At 42.3% G+C, this 21,383-nt stretch carries 23 protein-coding genes; 4 read left to right on the top strand and 19 right to left on the bottom strand.

What is annotated here, in order from left to right:
• The first annotated feature begins 41 nt into the window (after positions 1-41).
• Positions 42-476: a universal stress protein gene (locus FNK51_RS15465; protein ID WP_141993998.1), complete on the top strand. Its 435-nt coding sequence runs from the start codon at positions 42-44 to the stop codon at positions 474-476.
• Between the two features lie 55 nt (positions 477-531).
• Here the strand turns inward: FNK51_RS15465 and argH are convergent, their stop codons facing one another.
• Together argH and FNK51_RS15475 are read right to left on the bottom strand one after the other, a co-directional pair.
• The gene (gene argH / locus FNK51_RS15470) at positions 532-1,911 is read right to left on the bottom strand and encodes an argininosuccinate lyase (RefSeq protein ID WP_141993908.1); all 1,380 of its coding nucleotides are present in this window, start codon (positions 1,909-1,911) and stop codon (positions 532-534) included.
• Positions 1,908-3,113, bottom strand: a complete 1,206-nt coding sequence (locus FNK51_RS15475) for an argininosuccinate synthase (RefSeq protein ID WP_141993909.1) — start codon at positions 3,111-3,113, stop codon at positions 1,908-1,910. Before FNK51_RS15475 ends, argH begins: the two co-directional genes overlap by 4 nt.
• A gap of 212 nt (positions 3,114-3,325) precedes the next feature.
• On the opposite strand from FNK51_RS15475, the gene FNK51_RS15480 reads away from it, so the two are divergent.
• Complete coding sequence (locus FNK51_RS15480; protein WP_141993910.1) at positions 3,326-3,640, top strand: hypothetical protein; 315 nt, start codon at positions 3,326-3,328, stop codon at positions 3,638-3,640.
• Between the two features lie 58 nt (positions 3,641-3,698).
• On the opposite strand, the gene FNK51_RS15485 is transcribed toward FNK51_RS15480, so the two are convergent.
• The 4 genes from FNK51_RS15485 to FNK51_RS15500 all read right to left on the bottom strand — a co-directional run bounded on the left by FNK51_RS15485 (position 3,699) and on the right by FNK51_RS15500 (position 7,630).
• Positions 3,699-4,211 carry a MogA/MoaB family molybdenum cofactor biosynthesis protein gene (locus FNK51_RS15485; protein WP_141993911.1) on the bottom strand — a complete coding sequence of 171 codons (513 nt, stop codon included), beginning with the start codon at positions 4,209-4,211 and terminating at the stop codon, positions 3,699-3,701.
• Positions 4,208-5,050 (bottom strand): EcsC family protein, encoded by an 843-nt coding sequence (locus FNK51_RS15490; RefSeq protein WP_098369963.1) that lies wholly within the window; start codon positions 5,048-5,050, stop codon positions 4,208-4,210. Before FNK51_RS15490 ends, FNK51_RS15485 begins: the two co-directional genes overlap by 4 nt.
• Positions 5,051-5,260: 210 nt before the next feature.
• Complete coding sequence (locus tag FNK51_RS15495; RefSeq protein ID WP_141993912.1) at positions 5,261-6,466, bottom strand: acetate kinase; 1,206 nt, start codon at positions 6,464-6,466, stop codon at positions 5,261-5,263.
• 177 nt (positions 6,467-6,643) lie between these two features.
• On the bottom strand, positions 6,644-7,630 hold the full coding sequence (locus FNK51_RS15500) for a class I SAM-dependent methyltransferase (RefSeq protein ID WP_098369961.1): 987 nt from the start codon (positions 7,628-7,630) through the stop codon (positions 6,644-6,646).
• A gap of 549 nt (positions 7,631-8,179) precedes the next feature.
• Between FNK51_RS15500 and FNK51_RS15505 the strand changes: the two genes are divergently transcribed.
• Entirely contained in the window at positions 8,180-8,536 is a 357-nt protein-coding gene (locus FNK51_RS15505) for a hypothetical protein (protein WP_141993913.1), read from the top strand.
• A 168-nt stretch (positions 8,537-8,704) separates the two neighbouring features.
• On the opposite strand, the gene tpx is transcribed toward FNK51_RS15505, so the two are convergent.
• From tpx to FNK51_RS15550, 9 genes are all read right to left on the bottom strand, one after another.
• A complete protein-coding gene (gene tpx, locus FNK51_RS15510) occupies positions 8,705-9,205 on the bottom strand; it encodes a thiol peroxidase (RefSeq protein WP_141993914.1) in 501 nt (166 codons plus the stop codon).
• Between the two features lie 173 nt (positions 9,206-9,378).
• Positions 9,379-9,855 (bottom strand): GerW family sporulation protein, encoded by a 477-nt coding sequence (ytfJ, locus tag FNK51_RS15515; RefSeq protein WP_098369959.1) that lies wholly within the window; start codon positions 9,853-9,855, stop codon positions 9,379-9,381.
• Between the two features lie 14 nt (positions 9,856-9,869).
• Positions 9,870-10,562, bottom strand: coding sequence for a DUF2953 domain-containing protein (locus FNK51_RS15520; RefSeq protein ID WP_141993915.1), 693 nt, complete (start codon positions 10,560-10,562; stop codon positions 9,870-9,872).
• 100 nt (positions 10,563-10,662) lie between these two features.
• A complete protein-coding gene (locus tag FNK51_RS15525; RefSeq protein ID WP_260399618.1) occupies positions 10,663-11,202 on the bottom strand; it encodes an RDD family protein in 540 nt (179 codons plus the stop codon).
• Between the two features lie 12 nt (positions 11,203-11,214).
• Positions 11,215-12,216: a signal peptide peptidase SppA gene (sppA, locus tag FNK51_RS15530; protein WP_098369956.1), complete on the bottom strand. Its 1,002-nt coding sequence runs from the start codon at positions 12,214-12,216 to the stop codon at positions 11,215-11,217.
• A gap of 308 nt (positions 12,217-12,524) precedes the next feature.
• The gene (gene pdxA / locus FNK51_RS15535) at positions 12,525-13,520 is read right to left on the bottom strand and encodes a 4-hydroxythreonine-4-phosphate dehydrogenase PdxA (RefSeq protein ID WP_141993916.1); all 996 of its coding nucleotides are present in this window, start codon (positions 13,518-13,520) and stop codon (positions 12,525-12,527) included.
• Positions 13,520-14,812, bottom strand: coding sequence for a four-carbon acid sugar kinase family protein (locus FNK51_RS15540; protein WP_141993917.1), 1,293 nt, complete (start codon positions 14,810-14,812; stop codon positions 13,520-13,522). Before FNK51_RS15540 ends, pdxA begins: the two co-directional genes overlap by 1 nt.
• 29 nt (positions 14,813-14,841) lie before the next feature.
• The gene (locus tag FNK51_RS15545; protein WP_063232702.1) at positions 14,842-15,816 is read right to left on the bottom strand and encodes a 2-keto-3-deoxygluconate permease; all 975 of its coding nucleotides are present in this window, start codon (positions 15,814-15,816) and stop codon (positions 14,842-14,844) included.
• Positions 15,817-15,971: 155 nt separating this feature from the next.
• Complete coding sequence (locus FNK51_RS15550; RefSeq protein ID WP_181762272.1) at positions 15,972-17,639, bottom strand: sigma-54-dependent Fis family transcriptional regulator; 1,668 nt, start codon at positions 17,637-17,639, stop codon at positions 15,972-15,974.
• Between the two features lie 328 nt (positions 17,640-17,967).
• Between FNK51_RS15550 and FNK51_RS15555 the strand changes: the two genes are divergently transcribed.
• Entirely contained in the window at positions 17,968-18,768 is an 801-nt protein-coding gene (locus FNK51_RS15555) for an NAD kinase (RefSeq protein WP_141993919.1), read from the top strand.
• Positions 18,769-18,803: 35 nt separating this feature from the next.
• On the opposite strand, the gene FNK51_RS15560 is transcribed toward FNK51_RS15555, so the two are convergent.
• The 4 genes from FNK51_RS15560 to FNK51_RS15575 are packed head-to-tail and all read right to left on the bottom strand — an operon-like array spanning position 18,804 to position 21,380.
• Positions 18,804-19,574 (bottom strand): TatD family hydrolase, encoded by a 771-nt coding sequence (locus FNK51_RS15560; protein WP_141993920.1) that lies wholly within the window; start codon positions 19,572-19,574, stop codon positions 18,804-18,806.
• A 15-nt stretch (positions 19,575-19,589) separates the two neighbouring features.
• Entirely contained in the window at positions 19,590-20,333 is a 744-nt protein-coding gene (locus FNK51_RS15565; RefSeq protein WP_141993921.1) for an ABC transporter ATP-binding protein, read from the bottom strand.
• Positions 20,317-21,099, bottom strand: coding sequence for an ABC transporter permease (locus FNK51_RS15570; protein WP_098369949.1), 783 nt, complete (start codon positions 21,097-21,099; stop codon positions 20,317-20,319). The genes FNK51_RS15565 and FNK51_RS15570 overlap by 17 nt, the downstream gene beginning before the upstream one ends.
• A complete protein-coding gene (locus FNK51_RS15575) occupies positions 21,096-21,380 on the bottom strand; it encodes a thiamine-binding protein (RefSeq protein WP_141993922.1) in 285 nt (94 codons plus the stop codon). The genes FNK51_RS15570 and FNK51_RS15575 overlap by 4 nt, the downstream gene beginning before the upstream one ends.
• Positions 21,381-21,383 lie beyond the last annotated feature (3 nt).

Here is a 21,383-nt window from a genome sequence, read left to right on the forward strand (position 1 = left end):
TAATAGGAATATAATAGAAGGAGGAGATTCACTTGAATAGTATAGATTATAAAAATATTCTTGTAGCAGTGGACGGTTCGGAAGAAGCAGAGTGGGCCCTAAAAAAGGCAATCTATTTAGCAAAACTCAGTGACGCTACCCTTGTGCTCACACATATCGTGGATACAAGGAATTTCCCTACTGTCGAAGCTTATGATATGACTATCCGTGATCACTCTGAAACCTTTGCCAATGAGCTATTGGACAAGTATAAAACGGAAGCCATTGCCTCCGGGATTGCAAAGGTCCAAACAGAAGTTGCATATGGTTCTCCTAAAGTTCAAATTCCAAGGGATTTAGCGAAAAAGCATTCAATCGATTTAATTGTTTGCGGTGCAACAGGCCTAAATGCAGTCGAACGTTTCCTCATCGGCAGCGTGTCGGAAGGCATCGTTCGCCATTCAAAATGTGATGTAATGATCGTGCGTACGAATTGATAAAAGAAAATGATAAAAAGCTCGTTCGCCAAATTGGTGAACGAGCTTTTTCCTGTTATTCACTTACAAGTTTTTCCGCTTTTTCAATCGCCAGCAATACTTGGGCAAAACCTGTACCGCCCGCACTGTTACGGCGTTTAACGGCCTCATAAGGATTTAATGCATCATAAATATCCTGTTCAAACAACTCGGAAGCTTCCTGGAATTGTTCAATGCTTAGGTCCACTAAATAGCAGCCATTCTGGACACAGAACAATACAAGCTTCCCGACCACTTCGTGCGCCTTACGGAAAGGCATACCCTTTGAAGCCAGGTAATCAGCTAATTCCGTCGCATTCGAGAAGTCATTTTTTGTTGCTTTTTCCATTACTTCTGTTTTCACTTTCATCGTTGAAATCATGCCGGCAAATATTTTAAGTGAACCAACAATGGTCTTAACCGTATCAAAAACGCCTTCTTTATCTTCTTGCATATCTTTGTTATAAGCAAGCGGCAGTCCTTTCAAAACAGTCAATAACCCCGTTAGGTTCCCATAAACCCGTCCTGTTTTACCACGGATTAATTCCGCCATATCAGGGTTTTTCTTTTGCGGCATGATGCTGCTTCCCGTGGAAAATGCATCATCCAATTCAATGAATTGGAATTCCTGGCTTGACCAGAGAATGATTTCTTCGCTGAAACGGGATAAATGCATCATCATTGTCGCACTGTTGCTCATGAATTCAATGGCAAAATCACGATCACTCACCGCATCAAGGCTGTTTTCGTAAATTCCCTCAAACCCCAATAACTCGGCACTGAGGGCACGGTCAATCGGGAAAGTAGTCCCAGCTAATGCCCCGGCACCCAATGGAGAGATGTTAATCCTTTTGAAACTCTCGGTGAAGCGCTGCTTATCACGCTCAAGCATCCAAAAATAAGCCATTAAGTGGTGGGCAAATGAAATGGGCTGTGCACGCTGCAAATGTGTATAACCTGGAATTAGTGTTTCCACATTTTTCTTGGATTGTCCCAAAATCGCCATTTGCAAATCATTGATGAGTTCCAGAATCACTTTCGTTTGGTTACGCATATACAGATGAAGGTCGGTTGCAACTTGGTCATTACGGCTTCTTCCTGTATGAAGCTTTCCGCCAACTGGACCGATTTCGCTTATTAGCATACTTTCCAGGTTAAGATGGATATCTTCCATCTCAACCTTAAAAGTCAATTCACCCTTCTCAGCTTTTTCCTGTAAAGTTTTCAGACCCGCAATGATCTGATCCGCATCTTCTTCAGGTAAAATGCTGCATTCCTTTAACATGGTTACATGAGCTAAACTGCCTTGAATATCTTCAAGGACAAGTTCCTGGTCAAAGGAAATGGAAGCTCCAAACTCATCTACCCATTCTTCGGCAGATTTCGTGAATCTTCCTCCCCAAAGCTTGCTGCTCACACTGTCACCTTCTTGTTATTGACCATGCTGTTCACTTTCGTTGGAAGTCCCCATAACTTAATGAATCCAACTGCTGCATCATGATCGAATTCGTCTGCTTTTGTATAGGTAGCCAATTTTTCGTCATATAGGGAGTACTCGGATTTTCTTCCTTCAACAATCGCATGACCTTTGAATAGTTTCACACGGACCGTACCCGTTACATTAACTTGTGTTTCTTTCAGGAATGCAGCCAAAGCTTTTTGAAGCGGAGAGAACCAAAGTCCTTCATAAATCAATTCAGTCATTTTCTTCTCGATCACCGGTTTGAAGTGAGCCAATTCTTTTACAAGCGTGATATCTTCAAGTTCTTTGTGTGCAGCTATCAATGTCATCGCACCAGGAGCTTCATAGACTTCACGTGATTTGATTCCTACTAATCTATTTTCAACGTGATCGATACGTCCAACTCCGTGTTTGCCGGCAATTTGATTCAACTCGACAATCAGGTCAGCCAATTTATAGTTTTTATCATTCAATGTAACCGGTACTCCTTGTTCAAAACCAATTTCAATGATGTCAGCAGTATCTGGCGTATTTTCAAGGCTAGTTGTCAGATCATAAGCCTCTTCTGGCGGAGCTGCCCATGGGTCTTCTAGGATTCCGCATTCGTTACTTCTTCCCCAAAGGTTTTGGTCAATCGAGAACGGACTTGCTAAGCCGATTGGAACGGGAATGCCATTTTTCGCTGCATACTCAATCTCCTCTTCACGAGACCATTTCCAATCACGAACAGGTGCAAGTACTTGCAAATTAGGGTTCAAGGCGGAGATGGATACTTCGAAACGCACTTGGTCATTTCCTTTTCCCGTACAACCGTGTGCAACGGCTACCGCGTTTTCCGCTTCAGCCACTTCCACTAATTTCTTCGCGATCAGCGGACGTGATAATGCTGATACCAATGGATATTTCCCTTCATACAAAGTATGTGCCTGAAGAGCAGTCAATGCGAATTCATCAGCGAATTCGTCTTTCGCATCAATTACATATGAACTTACCGCACCAACTGTGATCGCTTTTTCTTTAATGAAGTCTAAATCTTTCCCTTCACCGACATCCAAGCAGCATGCCACAACTTCGTACCCTTGATCTTGTAACCATTTAATTGCAACGGAAGTATCCAAACCTCCGGAATATGCTAAAACAACTTTTTGATTTTTCATTTTCATCGTCCTTTCGTGTGAATAAAAATTCATCGTTTGTTATTTTTATTCAATCTATGATTAGTACTTTATCATCTTTATTAATGGAATACAAGTAGTATTTCAAACATTTTGCTAAATAATTCGTTAATATTTCAGGGAATTTACACATTGGATGCTTCCGCAAGAATATAGTAAACTAGGAGTATGAAAAATCGAAAAGCGGAGGGCATATGAAAAAGCTATTTACCTATGATGAACGGCTTGGCATCTCAATTCCCGATTTGAATCTGGAGTGGGATGAATATACAAAAGGCGAGCAACAGCAAATACTCGTACACTGGGAGAATATCCGGGGAAGCATCCCGGACCGCATCAAGGAACTGGAATCCACCATTAACCGAAAGCAGTATCGGCTCTCCGATGAGAGTAATTTCGCCAAATCATGCCAACTCAATTCCGAAATTGCGGAACTTGCTTCCATCATTAATGATTTATGGTTATGGTATCGTGCCAATCAAGCCGTGAGTGAAAAGATGCATAATTAAGGCCTATTCCATGCAAAAAAAGCCACAGTTTAAAACTGTGGCTTTTTTTGCATCCCTCTTATAAATCCTTGCGAAGTTCACCAACGACATGTCCCAATTCCGGGAGAATCAATTTATTCATCGCAAGCCTAACCGCCCCTGAAGAGCCTGGGGTGGAAAAAACCGCTTTGTTATTCACGACTCCGGCAATCGCCCTGGATAGAATGGCGGCAGACCCGATATCCTCTTGATAGCTGAGCATTCGAAAAATCTCGCCAAAACCGGGAATTTCCTTGGTCATCAACTTTTTGACCGCCTCGATCGTCACATCCCTATTGGCGATGCCAGTGCCTCCATTTGTTAATATGACATCGACCGTGCTGCTTTGGCTACCGGAATTGACCGCATCCTGAATCGCTTTCCGCTCATCTTTAACGATTACATAATCCGTCACTTCATGTCCTTTCGACTTCAGCAATTCCATCATCAGTGCTCCGCTTTTATCCGTTTCTTCATTTCGCGTATCGCTGACGGTTATCACCATGCAGCGAACTGCCTCCGTGATGGCGTTTTTATGATTCTTGACACTCATTCTTCATCAGCCTTCTTCTCAAGTAAATAACGGTACTGATAGAACTTCTGGGCAAATTCACTGACACTCCGGGTCATTTGATAATTAGACCCAGCCCCTATGGCCATGCTGATGAACGGTATGCCCCGAACCAGTTTTTTTCGGAAAACAGTAATGGATAATGCTTTCAACAGCTGCTTCAGCGGCTGTTCCATCCAGGTAGGGTTTGTCAGTTCTTCGATTCCTAAATAAAAATAATCATCTTCTGCGGTCTGGACCTCGCGGATCAATTCTTCCCAAGCTATTCCTTGGAGCCTCTTTGGCATCGCTCCTGCATTGAATACCTTAAGGGCCAGCATCATTTCAAACGGTGTATTCACCTCAACACCATAAGACATCGCAATCAGCTGTACGATCCTGACATTGATGACCGTCATGGCCGGAATATCGCTCCCTAGCAGAAGCAGGCCTCCTGATCCGCTCATCCCGCCTTGTGCAAATGAATATAAGCGATGCTTAGCGATATGCTGATTGGCTATGTAATTCAACTGATCGATCGATAGGTGTTTCAAATCACTCAACGTTTCGATTTCTTCATTAAACACGCGCGCAGATGCTAAAATCCGCTCTCTTGCATCTATTTGAACTTGTGAGCTCTGAACCATGGCATGCAAATGAAAAAGCCAAGTATCAAGCTTGTCAAAAAACTGTTGTTGGATGTTTTCCGGAAGCAGGGCAAACCCCTGCTCCAACCATTTATCATACAATGCAGCCAGATCCGTTGGCTCATATTGATAAAGTTTTTCCTGCCATTCACTAATTTCATTCAAAAGTTTTATTTCCCGGTTCGTGAATTCCATGCATCAAGCCTCCTATGTACAGAATTGGTGGATTCTCCCTTAAGTATAACATAGAGAAAAGTTTTTCAAAGAATAGATGATGGCGACCCAGCGTTCAAGGGGATCGGTTTGCATGGAGATAAAATCCATGGGAAGGCGGATTTTGAGGATGAATTTTCATGGGAAAGACCCCTTACCAGAGAGATAAGGGGGTCATTATAAAACAGGAAGTCATATTTTCCAAGTTTCGCTCAAAGCTATTTTCATTGTATCCCTGACAATCATGATTTCTTCATTAGTGGGGATGACCATGACTTTCACAGGGGAATAGGGTGCATTGATGAACGCTTCCTTACCCGAGGTGCGATTGAGATCCTTATCCCAATATACCCCCATGAATTCAAGCCCCTCCAAGATTCGCCCCCTAATGGTTTGACTGTTTTCACCGATGCCCGCTGTAAAAATGATGCCGTCCACACCTCCCATTTTAGCTGAATAGGAGCCTATGTACTTGTGAATCCGGTCTGCGAACACTTTAAGTGCGAGTTCAGCCCGCTCATTGCCTTTATCCGCTTCAACTTGAATATCGCGCAGGTCGCTGGAAAATCCGGAAAGGGCAAGAATGCCGCTTTTCTTATTCAGGACATCCAGAACTTCATCTGCTGTTTTTCCCGTCTTCTCCATGATATAAGGAATCAGTGCAGGGTCAATGTTTCCTGAACGCGTTCCCATAGTAACACCGGCCAATGGTGTAAATCCCATTGATGTATCAATTGATTTGCCGCCCTTTATGGCCGTAATGCTTGCACCATTCCCTAAATGGCACGAAATCAATCGAAGCTGTTCAATTGGGCGGCCAATCATTTCGGCAGCCCGCTGCGATACATATTTATGTGAAGTGCCATGAAACCCATACTTCCTTATTCCGTAATCTTCATAATATTCAAGAGGTAAGCTGTACAAATAGGAACCTGCCGCCATCGTTTGATGGAAGGCAGTGTCGAATACCGCAACCGCTGGCACATCATCCAGTATTCGCCTGAAGGCTTTGATTCCGGTGATATTGGCGGGATTATGAAGGGGCGCCAACTCGGAAAGCTTTTCAATTTCCTCTATTACGTCTTCCGTAATCAAGACCGAGTCCGTGAATATCTCACCGCCATGCACCACCCGATGCCCTACGCCATCTATTTCTTCAAAGGAGTCAATGATGCGATGGTCAATCAGCTTTTTCAATAAAAGCCCTACAGCTATTTCATGATTGGGTATATCCATCGTTTCAGAAACCTTTTCGCCTTCGACGCTTAAGGTAAATGCGGAATTTTTCAAGCCGATTCTTTCTACAAGACCTTTTGTAATTACTTTTTCACTTGGCATCTCAAAAAGCTGAAACTTCAATGATGAGCTGCCCGCATTAATAGCCACGATTTTTGACATCCATCCTGCTCCTTTACTCTAAGCTAGTTCCTCCAATGTTCATCCCAACGAACCGTGCAGTGTATTGTACAATCTTATCATGGCAAGCGGATTCAACCAAATAATAATGAAAAATTGCAAATAATCACTCTTTCAAAAAAAAAGAAAGCCAATGCCTGCGGCATCAGCTTTCATTGACTATTTTTCCTCTTTAAACCAATCGTCCATCTGTTGCATGACAGACCTGGTCGCTTCGAAATCCGACAACTTCGGAAGTTGTACGAGCAATGCCTTCTTCGGTGCTTCGATACCCTCTTTTTTCTTTTGGAGGATCAGGATGCTTTTCGCAGCCGCTTCACTCTTAAACATGGAAAGCGGCAGTTGCACCATCCCTTGGATATGTGTATGCTTCTTCAGGAAATCATTGAGTTTCGGAGCTTCCTCCGAGACGAACAGGTTATTCGGGACAATGAAGAATAGGTGTCCGCCATCCTTCGCGTGTTTAACACCTTGTTCAATAAACAAATGGTGTGCATACGAATGTCCCTTATCGGCCTTCAATTCATACTCAGCTGCACGCACATCATTCGGGTAATAACCTATCGGCAAATCACTGACCACAACATCTGAAGGATCGATGAAAAGCGGCTCCAAGCTGTCCTGGTTGAAAAATTCCAGCGGGTGTTCTTGCAGGTTGGCACCTGCGTATGCAAGCCTGATCAAGGTTTCATCAATCTCGACACCATATGAAGCGATGTTTTTATCAGTAAGTTGATTCAAGATCGCAAATAGTAAATTCCCCGTTCCAATGGCAGGATCGAGCATGACTATCTCTTTTTGATTCTTGGTGAATTTACCGACTAAATAGCTGACGAACATGCCGACTGCATCAGGGGTCATATGATGATTCGGCTGAACGCTCTGCTGCATGCCTTTTAAAATAGCAAGCTGATACGCTTTACGGATTGCTTCCTTCTCATATTTCTCCGGTGAAAAATCTGCATAATGCTTCACTAACCTTTTCTTCGATACTTCACTGATTTCCTCCTGCAGGACTTTCCCTTGGAAGAAATTCTCGCCCGTTTCACCCAGGGCATCCAGATACGTACATGAAAGTTCACTTTGCAATATTTGGGCTGTTTCATCAAATTCATAAAATAATTGTTCAACTGGGGTAGACTTCACTTATTAATTCCTCCTGTTTGCTTCTGTCCCTATTTTATAGGTAAGAAGAAAGAGATACAAGCCGTACGTCCTGCTTATCATTCTTCGTATGTTTAACATACTGTTTTTCGATTTGAAAGTTAAATATATGGAATCTCGCGCGCACTCCTTTTTTCAAAATTTCAACCACGAGTAATTAAGAGGTAAATTAAATACAGGGTGTGAAATTTGGAAGTTGATTTCCGCTCCAGGCACTCGCTTTCCGCGGGCGGTCTGGGAGCCTCCTCGGCTTGCGCCTGCGGGGTCTCCCTAGACGCGCTTTTCCCGCAGGAGTCTCGCACCTTCCTCTCCAATCATCTTTGTTATAAAATTTAGATATAAACCATACCCAAGGAGTTGAAGATATTGCTTTGGGTCAGTTGGTTCGGGAACATCATTTGATCACAGTTACGTTTTCCGAAGCCCTTTTGTCTACAAACTGAAATACAGGGTTGCTGCCCTGATTTTTTATTACTTGGAAAGGCTCAATGAATGCCCAAACAGAATACCATACATGAGGTGGTGATTATTATGGATAATCAATATCAATACTATCATGGGCAGGTTAATCCGATAAATCAGCAACATGATACACAGTCAACAGATGAATTTAACAGGCAACAACATGGTATACAGTCAGCAGATGAACTTAACAGGCAACAACAAGGGTTTCAACAAGGATTTCGACAAGGATTTCGCCAAGGGTATCGACAAGGGTATCGAGAAGGATTTCGAGCAGGGCAACAAGCGGGGTTTATTCCAGGACCTCATCAAAGACAAATGCCGTCGTGGCCTAATGAAATTGACATAAAAGTTGGTACACCTAATGGTCAAGAGTGGTCTGGCAAAATTGTTTTACCACTGAATGGTCCGAGTTTGGAGCCATAACTAAATCAAGCATATAATGATAAAAACAGTGTATTAGAAACGAACTGTATTGGTCGGCACTCAAAGTTTAATATACACAGCTCCATTGAAAATCAGGCAAGAATAACATCCGTTAAAAGTTAAAACAAAAAACCGGGCACATAGCGCCCGGTTTCTTAGGATTGCATCTTATTTTGCCGCTTTAGCCGCTTCGATTGCACCTTCGTAATTTGGATGGTTAGTACCTTCACTCACATATTCTACATATGTGATTTCATCAGAGCTGTTCACTACGAATACAGAGCGGGCCAATAGACGAAGTTCCTGCATGACGACACCATATGCTTCACCGAATGAAAGGTCACGGTGATCGGAAAGAACTTGAACATTGTCCAAGCCGCTTGCAGCACACCAGCGTTTTTGCGCGAAAGGAAGATCGTTACTGATCGTCAGTACTTTCACATTATCCAATTTTGCCGCTTCTTCATTGAATTTACGTGTCTGTGCATCACATACACCTGTATCCACGGATGGAACCACGCTGATAATGCGGACAAAACCTTTGGAGTCGCTTAATGTAACCGGTGATAAGTCATTAGCCAATACTGTAAAATCAGGTGCTTTGTCCCCAACTTTTAGTTCTTGTCCCACTAAAGTGATCGGGTTGTTTTTAAATGTAACTGAAGCCATTAATAATTCCTCCCTTTTCTGCTATATGTACAAGCATAATCATATTTGTTTTACCGGAATTTTGCAATAAATTGAATTGGGAAATGTGAATGATGCTTGTACATTACATACATGCTTTTTATGTTGATGGAATACTGCAGCAAAAAGAAAACTCGGCGGGTGCCGAGTCACAGTTAGAAATCTATATCCTGTTTAGGTTCTTGATACCTCTTTACAGCTGGTTGACTGCCGCCTTGATTACTGCCTTGCTTTTGATTACTGTCTTTCTTGGATAGCATGGACTGAATTTTATCGACGACTTGAGGAGCTAAATCCATCATTTTTTCGAGAAGATGTGTCCCTTCATCCAGATGAATCATTTTCACCCCATGGGAACCGACAATCAAAAAGGCAATTGGTGTTATGGAAACCCCACCGCCGCTACCGCCGCCAAAAGGCTGCTTGGAACCACCTTGCTGTCCTTGATGGTTCCCATCCATCATAAATTCGCTGCCACCGGCTGCAAAACCAAATCCCACTTTGGATACGGTTAAAATGACACTTCCATCCGGAGTCTCCACCGGATCCCCGATGATCGTGTTCACATCAACCATTTCTTTCAGATTTTCCATAGCTTCTTTCATTAAACCTTGGATCGGATGATCTGACATTTAAATTCCTCCCTCTAGAACGATTGTTTATTGGAATCATCTGATAGCTTCGCTAATTTCCTCGACTTGAAATGCGGCTTTCCGCCTTTCCTATAACGAAGCAGTTTTATTCCAGTCACCATAGCTTGCCCGATTCTAAATTGTAATATGCAGGAAATCGACGTGTTTGCCTGCCATCTCTGAAAGTCGGGTGTAATGGAATAGGAGGGCATGATCCGGAAGTTGAAATAGGTTGTCAGCAACCCGATGATTGAACCTTTAAGTGCCCAGCATGCTCCAGTTAAAACACCGGTGTGTGCAGCGTTTTTAGTACCGACCATACTATGCCAGGTGAATTTTTTGACTTGGACTTTACCTGTGAATTGACGGACGATCCTATGAAATCCGATTATATGCTGAAGCATCTCCAGACTGTCTGCGAATCCGTCACGCAAATCTTCGGCCGTGTATTTTTTCATTTCTTCCTTTTCGGTTTTTCCGTTCATTTCTTGCTCTTCCTTTACTACTACAGCTGCCGAGTCATCATCCATTTTGATGACTGGAACCTTGAATGTATAGTGAAAAAGCCCATACCAAGCTGATAATTTAATATGTATTAGGTCATTCGTTTGGACACGTTTGTAGTCGATCGACACTCTTACTTTAGTGAAAACAACAATTAGCAGCACCAAAATGAGGATACCCATAATCAACAAAAGCCACTTCATGCACCCACACCCCTTCAGCCTATCATTATCGGCATATGCAAAAAAAAATAAACCTGCAAAAGCGAAAATCACGCTCTTACAGATTTATGAAGCGAAGAAATCATCTTCTGATCAACACAACGCCCGTGTCTGCAAAGACATCATGCAAAGCCTGTTTCTTCGGTAATAGGCCTGCCAAGAGATAGCCAATCCAAGTGACTTTTGAAATATAGCGGCCAATTAGCTCCCTGAACAATATCGTACCCCATGAAATGGTTTTTTTCTCTTCCTTCAATGCCACGACTTTCAGTCCAAAAATCATCTTGCCAAGGGTTTGGTTCAAGAATTTGGTCATCAAAACAAAGTATAAGAAGAATACGACCCCCGTTAAGAAGCCCTCTGCGGAAAACCAGAGATCATCTGTCCCTTCATAAAACTTGAAGATCGGATGAATCAAAATCCGGTTCAAACTTCCGATAACCAATAGATCGGCTAGATAGGCCCAAAACCTCATCCAAAAACCTGCAAAATGCACTTTCTTGACTCCGTCATCATCCACGGTCTTATTGGCTGGTGTAAATTCCTGCTGAACGGGAACCTCTTGATCTGCCATTAGATTGGATGAAGCGATTTGTTCATTGTTTTCATTTCGTTCCGTCATCCTTCAGCCCCCCTATTCCGCATACAAATACATTAAGCGTGGAGAATTTGAAGAGGAAAGGATTTTTGTCAAGACTGCCGTTTCCACATCATTTCCCAACATTTTTTGCGCACCCATACTGAATAATGAACCAAAACCTGCCTCATCTGTATAACGGATAACTTGAGCATCCTTTTCACCGATATCCGTTTTCATTGCAGCAATTACATCATCCAAATGGCCGAAATCATCGATTAGATGGTTTTCTTTAGCCTGACGCCCATCATAAATGCGTCCATCGGCAATTTCCCTTACTTCCTTCTCTGTCATACCGCGTCCGTCTGCAATTACTTTTACAAATTGATCATAAGAATTATTAATCATATTTTGCAGTATTTCACGTTCTTCCCCAGTCATCTCCCTGGTCGGGCTCATAATATCCTTGTGTGGTCCGCTTTTGATGGTTTCGAACTCGACACCATATTTCTTGGCCAGCTTCTCGTAATTATACCCATGCATGATGACGCCAAGTGAACCCGTCATCGTTTCTGGGCTGGCGTATATCTTATCAGCTGGTGCAGAAATATAATATCCACCGGAAGCCGCCATTGACCCCATGGAAACATAGACAGGTTTTTTCACTTTCTTGATATCAAGGATCTTGTCATAGATCTCTGCACTTTCGACGACACCGCCGCCTGGAGAATTCACCCGAAGGATGATTCCTTTGATATCATCATTTTCCTCTGCCATCTTCAGCTTATCCATGAAGGCACGGTGATTATATGTTGCTGAACTAAGTAATGAGGCTTCTCCTGTATCTTGAATCGTGCCCTCTACATCAAATACGGCAATAACATTTGAGTAATCATCACCTTCTATGACTTCCTCGTAAAATGCACTTTCGGAAGCAAATAATTCATCAATGATATTTTCCGTATCCGCTGTAAATAGAGTCGTAGCCGCCCCTACAGCAATAGAGACAAAAAATAAAACGGCTGCGATTCCAAGTGCCGCCCAACGCTTTCCATTCATCTGTTTTCCCCCTTAAGATATATGTATCCTTCTTACCATACGAACTAATGACGAAAATGTTTCATTCCATGATAAACTAAGACATATAAAATTGTAGCAAATAATCCTCTAATTGGAAATGCATTGGTGCATTTTGCACAATTTGCATATTCCTTTCTTTCCTATTTATACAAAAGAGGGATGATGATATACATGCAAATAAAAAAATTTCCTCAAGTTTCTAATTTCGAGCCGGAGCAGTCCATGCTTTAAACGGAAAATCAGCCAAACTAAAAAGCTGCCGGGATTCATCCCGGCAGCTTCTATATTTATTGCTTTGGAGCTAATTCAATTGCTGACTGAATGGCCGCAAGCATGCTTTTTTCATCAGCGATATTCTTCCCGGCAATATCAAATGCTGTCCCATGATCTACGGAAGTTCGGACTATGCCGCCCTTGAGCCCTACGGTAATATTGACTCCAGCCTCAATTCCCATGACCTTGATCGGGGCATGTCCCTGATCATGATAACAGGCAATGACAATATCAAAATCTCCACGGCCAGCCCTGAAGAACAATGTATCTGCAGGAAGCGGCCCGCTTACATTGATTCCCTCACCCTGTGCCCGTTCTATTCCAGGCATTAATTTCTCTTCTTCTTCACCATTTCCAAATAAGCCATTTTCCCCTGCATGGGGGTTTATACCACAAACAGCGATGCTTGGGTTTTGAAAGCCCGCCTTTGTCAGCGTTTCATGTGCAAGCTTAATCACTCTGTACGTCCGCTCAGGATTAATGCTTTCGATAGCTTCGATCAGCCCCATATGAGTCGTCAAATGGATGACCTTTAAATTGGGAGTGGTCAGCATCATCGAAAAGTCATCTGTACCTGTAAGATCAGCAAGAATCTCTGTATGACCAGGGTACATATGACCACCTTTGTGGAGCGCTTCTTTATTCAAAGGGGCCGTACAGATTGAATGAATTTTCTTCTCCTTTGCCAAGTCGATGGACTTTGCCAAAAATTTAAAGGCGCCGTCTCCCGCTAGAGCAGAAACCTCTCCAAACGGAAGGTCCAAAGGCAGGATGTCCAAATCAAGAACATCTATCGAACCGAACTCATACTTCGCCTCTGCAGGATCTTTAATGGCATGCACCATCCCCTCAAAGCCTACGATAGGCTTTACCTTTTCTATTATTTTCGCATCTCCGATAATAAGCGGCCTGCACTGTTGATACACCTCAACGTGAGCCAATGCTTTTACGATAATTTCCGGGCCAATTCCCGCCGCATCTCCCATAGTAATTCCGATAATGGGTCTCATCAAGCATTCTCCCCTTTCAACTTATTCAACGCATGGATAAATACGTCCTCTGAACCAAATCCTCCAGCTTTCGTGACGACATAAATAGCGTCATTACCCAAGAATTTGGAGATAGGGACTCCTATTTCCAGTTCATCAAGCAATTCGAAACCTTTTACATCCCATAGATTGCATATTTGCTTGGCTGTATCGCCGCCGGTCATTGTCACACCTTTAAAATATTGTTTCTCTAACAGGACAGAACATACTGTGCCAATCGCTTTCACAATCTCGTTGCTGACCTGAGTATGAGTAAGGCCTTTTGATTCGCCCGTTTTCCAAGCCATTTCAATATCCGCTTTTTCTGCAGTGGAATAAATGACGACATCCTGCCCTTCTGCTGCCATTTGGATGGCCTCATGATAGACTCTCCTGATTTCCTCTGTTCTTTCCCGGTCGTCCCCTACAGCTTTATGGGACTCGAATGATATTGCATGTACCTGTATCTGTTCCAACATTTTTTTCAATTGTTTCCTTGAATTCTTATTTACACTTCCGATCACCGTAAGGACCGGCGAGCTAGAATTAGGGATCGTCAATCGATTTTCCTTTTGTGGAATGGAGTAATGGTCAGGCAGGTAATTGGCGATTCCTGCCGATCCCGCCCAGGCCAATTCAAGATCCATTTCCTTTGTATAATTCAATATGTCTTTCAAATGCTGCTCTTCGGTTGCATCGATGATGATATACGTTATCGAATCGTCTATAAACCCTTTTAACTTATTGTTCACATGGTTTTTGCCTTTTTCCAAATCTCCCACTGTAATTGTACCAATTCGATGTGATGTCTGGGAACCAATCAACTCTGGCAGATATGATTGGGTCACAGGCGTTTTTGGATCCTTGGAAATCTCTGTTTCACCAAGAGGGATGCCATTTAAATAATGGGTAGAATCCAGAATGGATCTTCCATTTTTGGGATACCCTGGAGCAATCATGACTAAATCCGGTTTTATAGCATCATACATGGCATCCATTTCAGCACCGATATTTCCGCGCATTGTCGAATCCAGCTTTTTGAAGATCGTTGAGAAGCCAGCCTGCTTTAAAAAATCTGCTGCTGCCTTGACTTTATCGTAAGCATCTTGCCTCTCCAGTGAGCGGCTGTCTGTATCAAATACGACGGCATCATAATTTCGTACATTTTCTTCATCCAATCCAAATAGTACGGTCGTTTTAAGACCATGTCGAGCTAATTGGACACCGCTATCATTGGCACCCGTTAAATCATCCGCGATGATCGCTAATTTCATTTTCAATCCCCTCCAAAACATGGGCTAGCCTAATTATTGTATTTAGCCACTCCACCCTTCTTATCCAAGTGCTTGGATAGGAAGCCGATGAATATCGGGAGAAGGATAGCTGTTGTCACGACACTTGCTGCAATTTGAACAGTAGCAAGCTCAGCATGGATTCCGAATGAGGCATTTGCTGCCACGATAGCTACCGGGGTCCCGACAGCATTACCCGCAGTGGAACCTTCGGAAGCACCGACAATAGGGTTCCATCCTATCCATTTAAAGATCAGATACCCTCCTCCACCAGTTAGGAGAACTGTAATCACACCAAGTAATACCCCACTTAATCCTCCTTGGATTATCGCTGTGAAATTAATCCCCATACCTAATGAAAAGGCAAAGAACGGAACAAGCTTATCGCTTCCTTTAGAAAGGAAATCTTTCATCTCGGAATCTAAATTCCCCAATACCACCCCGACTAGCAGCGGAAGCAATACGGCTATGAACGAAGTTGGAGAGAACATGCCATCAGCGAAGCCCATTGTCCCGAAAATAGCAAGCGCTACCATTGTTAAGAATGGACCGTCACTTAAAGCGAGAAATGGGTAGGCGGCCTTGTCTTCTTCCTTCCCATACTGACCGGCTAATGCAATATAAAGCCCGCCATTGGAATTTGTCATGGCTGCAATAATTGCCAATGGTGCCATTCCTAAAAATAATCCGTTACTATCGGCCAGCCAGAATCCTAGTAGCCCGACCAGCGCTCCTAACACCCATTTATATGTTAAAAGTGTAACGCCCTTTTTTACCGAAGTTCCTGCTGTACGAAGATTGATTTGCGTTCCGGCAATTAATAGGAATAATGCTATCAAAGCACTTGAACTGTTCACGAACAGTGCTTCCGTAAAACCGCCAATCCTTAATAGACTAGGAAATAATGTATTGATAGTGGCTGCCAGCAATAGCGGAACAACCATCATCCCCCCTGGGATACGATCAAGCGTTGCTTTAATTCTCATAATAAAAACCCCTTTGTTTTATTATTAAAGCGCTTACAAACTTTATATTAGAATATGATGTTAATAAAAGCAACACTTATTAAAATATAAAACTATTTTTAATAAAAATAGTTTAAAAATGCAACACTTTAATCAAAAAAAAAGCAAACTTAAAGTCATTCTTTAAGTTTGCGCCATAATGTTGCCCGGTTGATACCCAATCGTTCGGCAGTTTTCGTTTGATTATAATTTTCCTCTTTAAGAACTCGCTGAATGATATACTTTTCCATTTCTTTTAGCGTCGCTTTTTGTGAAACGAAGATATCAGTCGGAATGTTATTATCCGCTATTATTTTCTCGATCGTTTCCTTTCGTATCACATACTCTTGTTCATTCAAGGCTATTTGCTTAATTAATTGTTTTAAATCGTCAATGTTGTTAGGATACGAATACTCTTCCAGAAGTGCAAGGGCATCACTTTTTATATTCATCGCCGTTGTTCCGTACTTCTGATGATAATAGGATAAGAAGAATTTCGTTAAGTTTCCTATATCGCTCTTACGTTGCGATAAATCCTGCATATGAATCGTATTTATTGCAAAATTTCCAGCAATGGCTTCGTTGATTTGAACATTTGCTACAATGAATATCGATAGACTTTTTCTGCAGCAAGTGCTTAGAAATTCTCTTAATGGTTCATAATCCTGCAGACAATCGATATTCTTCATAGTTATGGTGCGGATATGCTCAAGAGGCAGCTTGTTAAGATCAGCTTCCTTGAATTCTTTGAAATCAATTGTAAGGAGCTTTCCATTTTTTGTTTGTTCATTATGTATATGATTGACAAGAAACTCTTTACCCGTCCCTCGATTTCCTTTTAAGTGAATGATTTCATGGTTCTTATAGAGTGCTGTTACATTTTTGATCAGAACGGTATCCAAGGCAATCGGTTCTGAGATAGAAGCTGCCTTGATCTGTACACCTTTTTGATCGAATCGTTTCATTGGACTGGCATCTAATACATAAACCCCATATGACGAGTACAAACCATCATGCCAAAAGCCGTCTACCTCTATACTGCTGCCATCGTGTGAAAAACTGGTATGCAGCTGCTTACTTACGTTCACTTCTCCATTCATGCTTCTAAATTGATCATCAGTCAATGGATTGGAGTCAAAATCGGTTAAATGCTCATAGACGATTTGATTATCACTATTTAAAATGACGATATTTTGGACTTCTTTGACTAAAAGCCTTTCAAACATCCTATTGATGTCGCTTTTGTATTGAAGATAGGTGATCATTTCCTTCGCATCATTGATTGCCCTTATGATTGATTCCTTTCCCGATTGAATGAGGAATCCTTTCATACCATAAGAGATGGTTGTATTGATTGTAATCACATCACCAACGATCTGTTTATAACCCTCGTTTTTCAAAGTCAAAATGAGAGGAGCAACATCTTTTGACTCACGGACCGTATAAACCTGTAAAGGAAGGTCCAATAAGTCGATTATCGATTGGGCACCTGATGTTATATTTGAAAATCCCACGATCGCCGTTTTATCTTTAAGCTCACTGGCTAATGTCAGGGAACGAATCATATCATAACCGGAAAGGTGCATGTCGATCACTGGGATATTGACGGATTTCTTAATTAACTTGGCCGTTCCTCCCCTGCTGATTATAGCATCCGCTCCGTTTTCCTCTTCCAATTTCGCAAGTTCCACACCCTTTTCCAAGTCTCCTATGGAATACCCTATTCCTAAATCTGGATAAAGAGGCACGCACGCTTTAATTATTGGAATCATTGATTCATACGGGGCAATGATATGTACTTTCATACACATAACCTACTTTCTTATATATCCGAACCCTATTCACCATTTAATCATATACCCATTGTATGACAGGGATTGAAAGAGCCCTTATTGAGAATTAATTATACCATCATTCGCTTTTCACTTCCTAAAAGGAACTGCTTCGCTATCCAGTTAATCATTCTTTCTTCGATACTGCTTCCTCAAACGAATAACAAAAATGCTTCATTCCATGATAAACTATGTCATATAAAAGTGTACGAAATGTGCAGCTTCATTTTGTACTGGCGGCTTTCCCTTCTTGAAAGAAAAGAAAGCCCTTTCATCACCATACATACTAGGGGGGAACATGATGAACACTCGAAGGAATATTTATTTTTTCCATGCACCGAATGCAGAGATGATCAGCAAGGTGGAATACTTGTCAGACTTGGCGAAGCAACATTCGTATGAAGTCATCCAGGATTTCACGAAAGCAAACATCATCGTAAGCATCGGTGATGACGGCACATTCCTGCAGGCAGCCCGTAAAACCGGATTCAGGGATGACTGTTTATATGCGGGCATTTCCACCACAGGTAACTTGAATATGTATTGCGATTTCCACTTGGAAGACAGTGATAAAATGATCGATGCCATGACAAAAGAGCAAATCGAGGTACGTAAATATCCAACTATCGCTATCCAATTGGACGATCAGCCCTCCTTTTATGCCCTTAATGAACTCAGTATCCGGTCTTCCATCACCAAAACGTTCATTATGGATATTTTCATTGATCAACTCCATTTTGAAACTTTTCGCGGGGACGGGATCATCATTGCGACTCCGACTGGAAGCACCGCCTATAATAAATCGGTCAATGGGGCCGTTGTCGATCCTCTCCTCCCTTGCTTTCAAGTGAGTGAACTTGCTTCCGTCAATAATAATACCTATCGGACCCTAGGTTCCTCATTTATTTTAAGCGGTGATAAGACGTTGACCGTCCACCTTGAAGAAAACGGACCAAGCTATCCGATCATCGGAATGGACAATGAAGCACTAAGCATCAATCATGTCGAAAAGGTAAAGGTCCGGTTAAGCGGTAAAGTCATCAAGACCGTTAAGCTAAAAGACAATTCCTTTTGGGAAAAGGTTAAAAGAACCTTTCTTTGAACTAAAAAAGGTACCGGGTATGGTAACCGGTACCTTTATATATGATAAAAATCTTTCGTATTTTGATAAAGGATTTCATAGACATCCTCAATCGGCAATCCTTTAATCGAAGCAATCTGACGCACACTCTCATGCATCAAGCCGGGATGGGTCCATTTCCCATTGAAAACCCCTTCAAACGGCCATGGTCCATCCGTTTCAATCATCATCAGCTTAAGTGGGTATGCAAAAACTAATTCCTGTATTTCCCTCTCATAACAAACATCAGGTGTAATCGAAATACGGTAGCCCTTTTCGGCCATTCTTTCGACTGTCCGGATATCGCCTTTAAACCAATGAAAGTGTGCCTTTGTGATTTGATGCTTATCCAAAAGGTCGCAAACGATGGGTGCATCGTCATGTACGGCATGAAGGATAACCGGCTTTTCAACCTCTTTAGCTAAGGTCAGGAACCTCTCCAGTATCACTATATACGCTGAGTTATCAATATCGGGATTTTCCTGCCTTAAGTAATAGGGCAGCCCAACCTCACCTATGGCAACCATATCTTGACGATGTTCCCGCATCCAGTTCAAAAGTTCGTTCACTTCTTCATCGCTTGGGAGGGGCTGCTCTGGATGAAAACCAAAGGCAGGCTTTATTCGTGAATCCTTCAGTGAGAGCTGATAATTGTTAATCGAAGAGGCCAAATTCATGGAAACAGACAGCAAGGATTCCATATGAACCTTTTCCATGTCAGTCAGAATCTGCTTCCGCTTAACAACATCATACCGGTCCAAATGGATATGACTGTCGATGATCCTCAAGTTTAATCGCCTCCCTTAAGTAGAAAAAGTTGGTTTCAGTGCTGCATATAAGTCTCTCTTCAAATGAAAAAACTCATCACTAAGAAGCTGTTCTTCACTTCTTGGCCTTGGAAATGGAATTTCCACTTCTTTGATGACAGCAGCCGGTTTTGCTGATAACACATAAATCCTATCTGAAAGGAAAACCGCTTCATCTATGCTATGCGTAACAAAAAGCACCGACCTCCGATTTTCTTCCCAAACCGACAACAGCCATTTTTGCATTTGCAATCTTGTCAGTTCATCCAAGGCAGAAAAGGGTTCGTCCAAGCACATCAAGTCCTGTGGACTTAAGATACTCCGGATGAATGCGGCCCTTTGCTTCATGCCACCAGATAATTCATGCGGATATGCTTTCTCGTACTCTTCTAATCCAGCTTTCATCAAAAGGGCTTTTGCCTTTTCTTTATCTCTGACCCCAGCAAGTTCACTTCCAAGCAAAACATTTTCCAATACCGTCCTCCAAGGTAAAAGGGAAGGCTGCTGAGGCATATAGCTGATATGGCCCTTTAAGCCATTTATCTTTTTACCATCCAGTGAAATGATGCCATGATCCGGCTTCAAAATGCCGCCGATCAAGTGGAACAATGTACTTTTACCGCTGCCTGATGGCCCAAGGATCGTGACAAATTCTCCTTCATCCACATGGAAATTCATCTTCTCCAATATATTCTGTTTATCATCGAAAGAATAGGAGACGTCTTTAATTTCCAGCTTCATCCTTTTCGCCCTCCTTTCTCTTCCAAGAAACTAAGTATTTCTCCAGGATGGTGATGATTCCAAAAAAGATCAGGCTCATTCCCATGATGATGAAAATGGCAACAAACACCCGATCTGTCCTGAACGCAGAGGAAGCGAGAGTCATATAAACACCAATCCCCGATTTTGCTCCAAGCCATTCCGAAATAACTGCACCCATTACACTATAGGTGGCTGAAATTTTCAGGCCGGAGAAAATGAACGGAATCGAGTGAGGAAGTTCCAGCTTCCAAAATAACTGGTTTTTTCCCGCTCCCATCATCTTGAAATAATGCTTAAGTTCGTATGGTGTCTGGCGAAAACCGTCCAATGATGCAACCGCCACCGGAAAAAAACATACAAGCGAAATCACTATTAACTTAGGCAGCATGCCAAAGCCAAACCAGATCACCAAGAGCGGCGCCAAAACAATGATGGGTATATTTTGTGATAGTATGAGCAGAGGATAAACCGCGTCCTTCACACCGGGAAATAGGTGTAAAATTGCCGCGATCAATAAGCCGATGCAGCTTCCAATAAAAAAACCCGACAACGCAAGCTCGGTTGTGGATATAAGGTGTCCGTAAAGATTGCGGGACGACTCAATTCCTTCAATGAAAATGGCCGATGGAGCGGGAAGCAGCCATTCTTCGACTTTCAATAAGACTGTCACTGACTCCCATACTATCAGCAACAATAATAAAAGAAAGAAGGGAGCCCCCTTCTTCCAAATTCCCCTTCCGATCATGCGCGATATTTCTCCGTTAACGTATCCATCGTAATCCCGCTTGGCTGATATAATATTTTCACTTGGGAAATGACATTCGGCGATCCTATTTCAACCATTCTTACATTCATTTTTTCTATCACGGCAAAAAGTTCGGAAAGCTCACCCTCCATTGTCGTTTCTAGCGGGTGAACCTCATACTTGACACCTGATTCTTCAATGATCTTGATTGCTTCATCGACCATAGGGATGACATTTTCCCCTTTAGGAATAATCTGTATACTAATTAATGAGTTGGCCATTGT

Source organism: Bacillus sp. B4EP4a (assembly GCF_006680105.1).
GTDB classification, from domain to species: Bacteria; Bacillota; Bacilli; order Bacillales; family DSM-1321; genus Peribacillus; species Peribacillus simplex_E.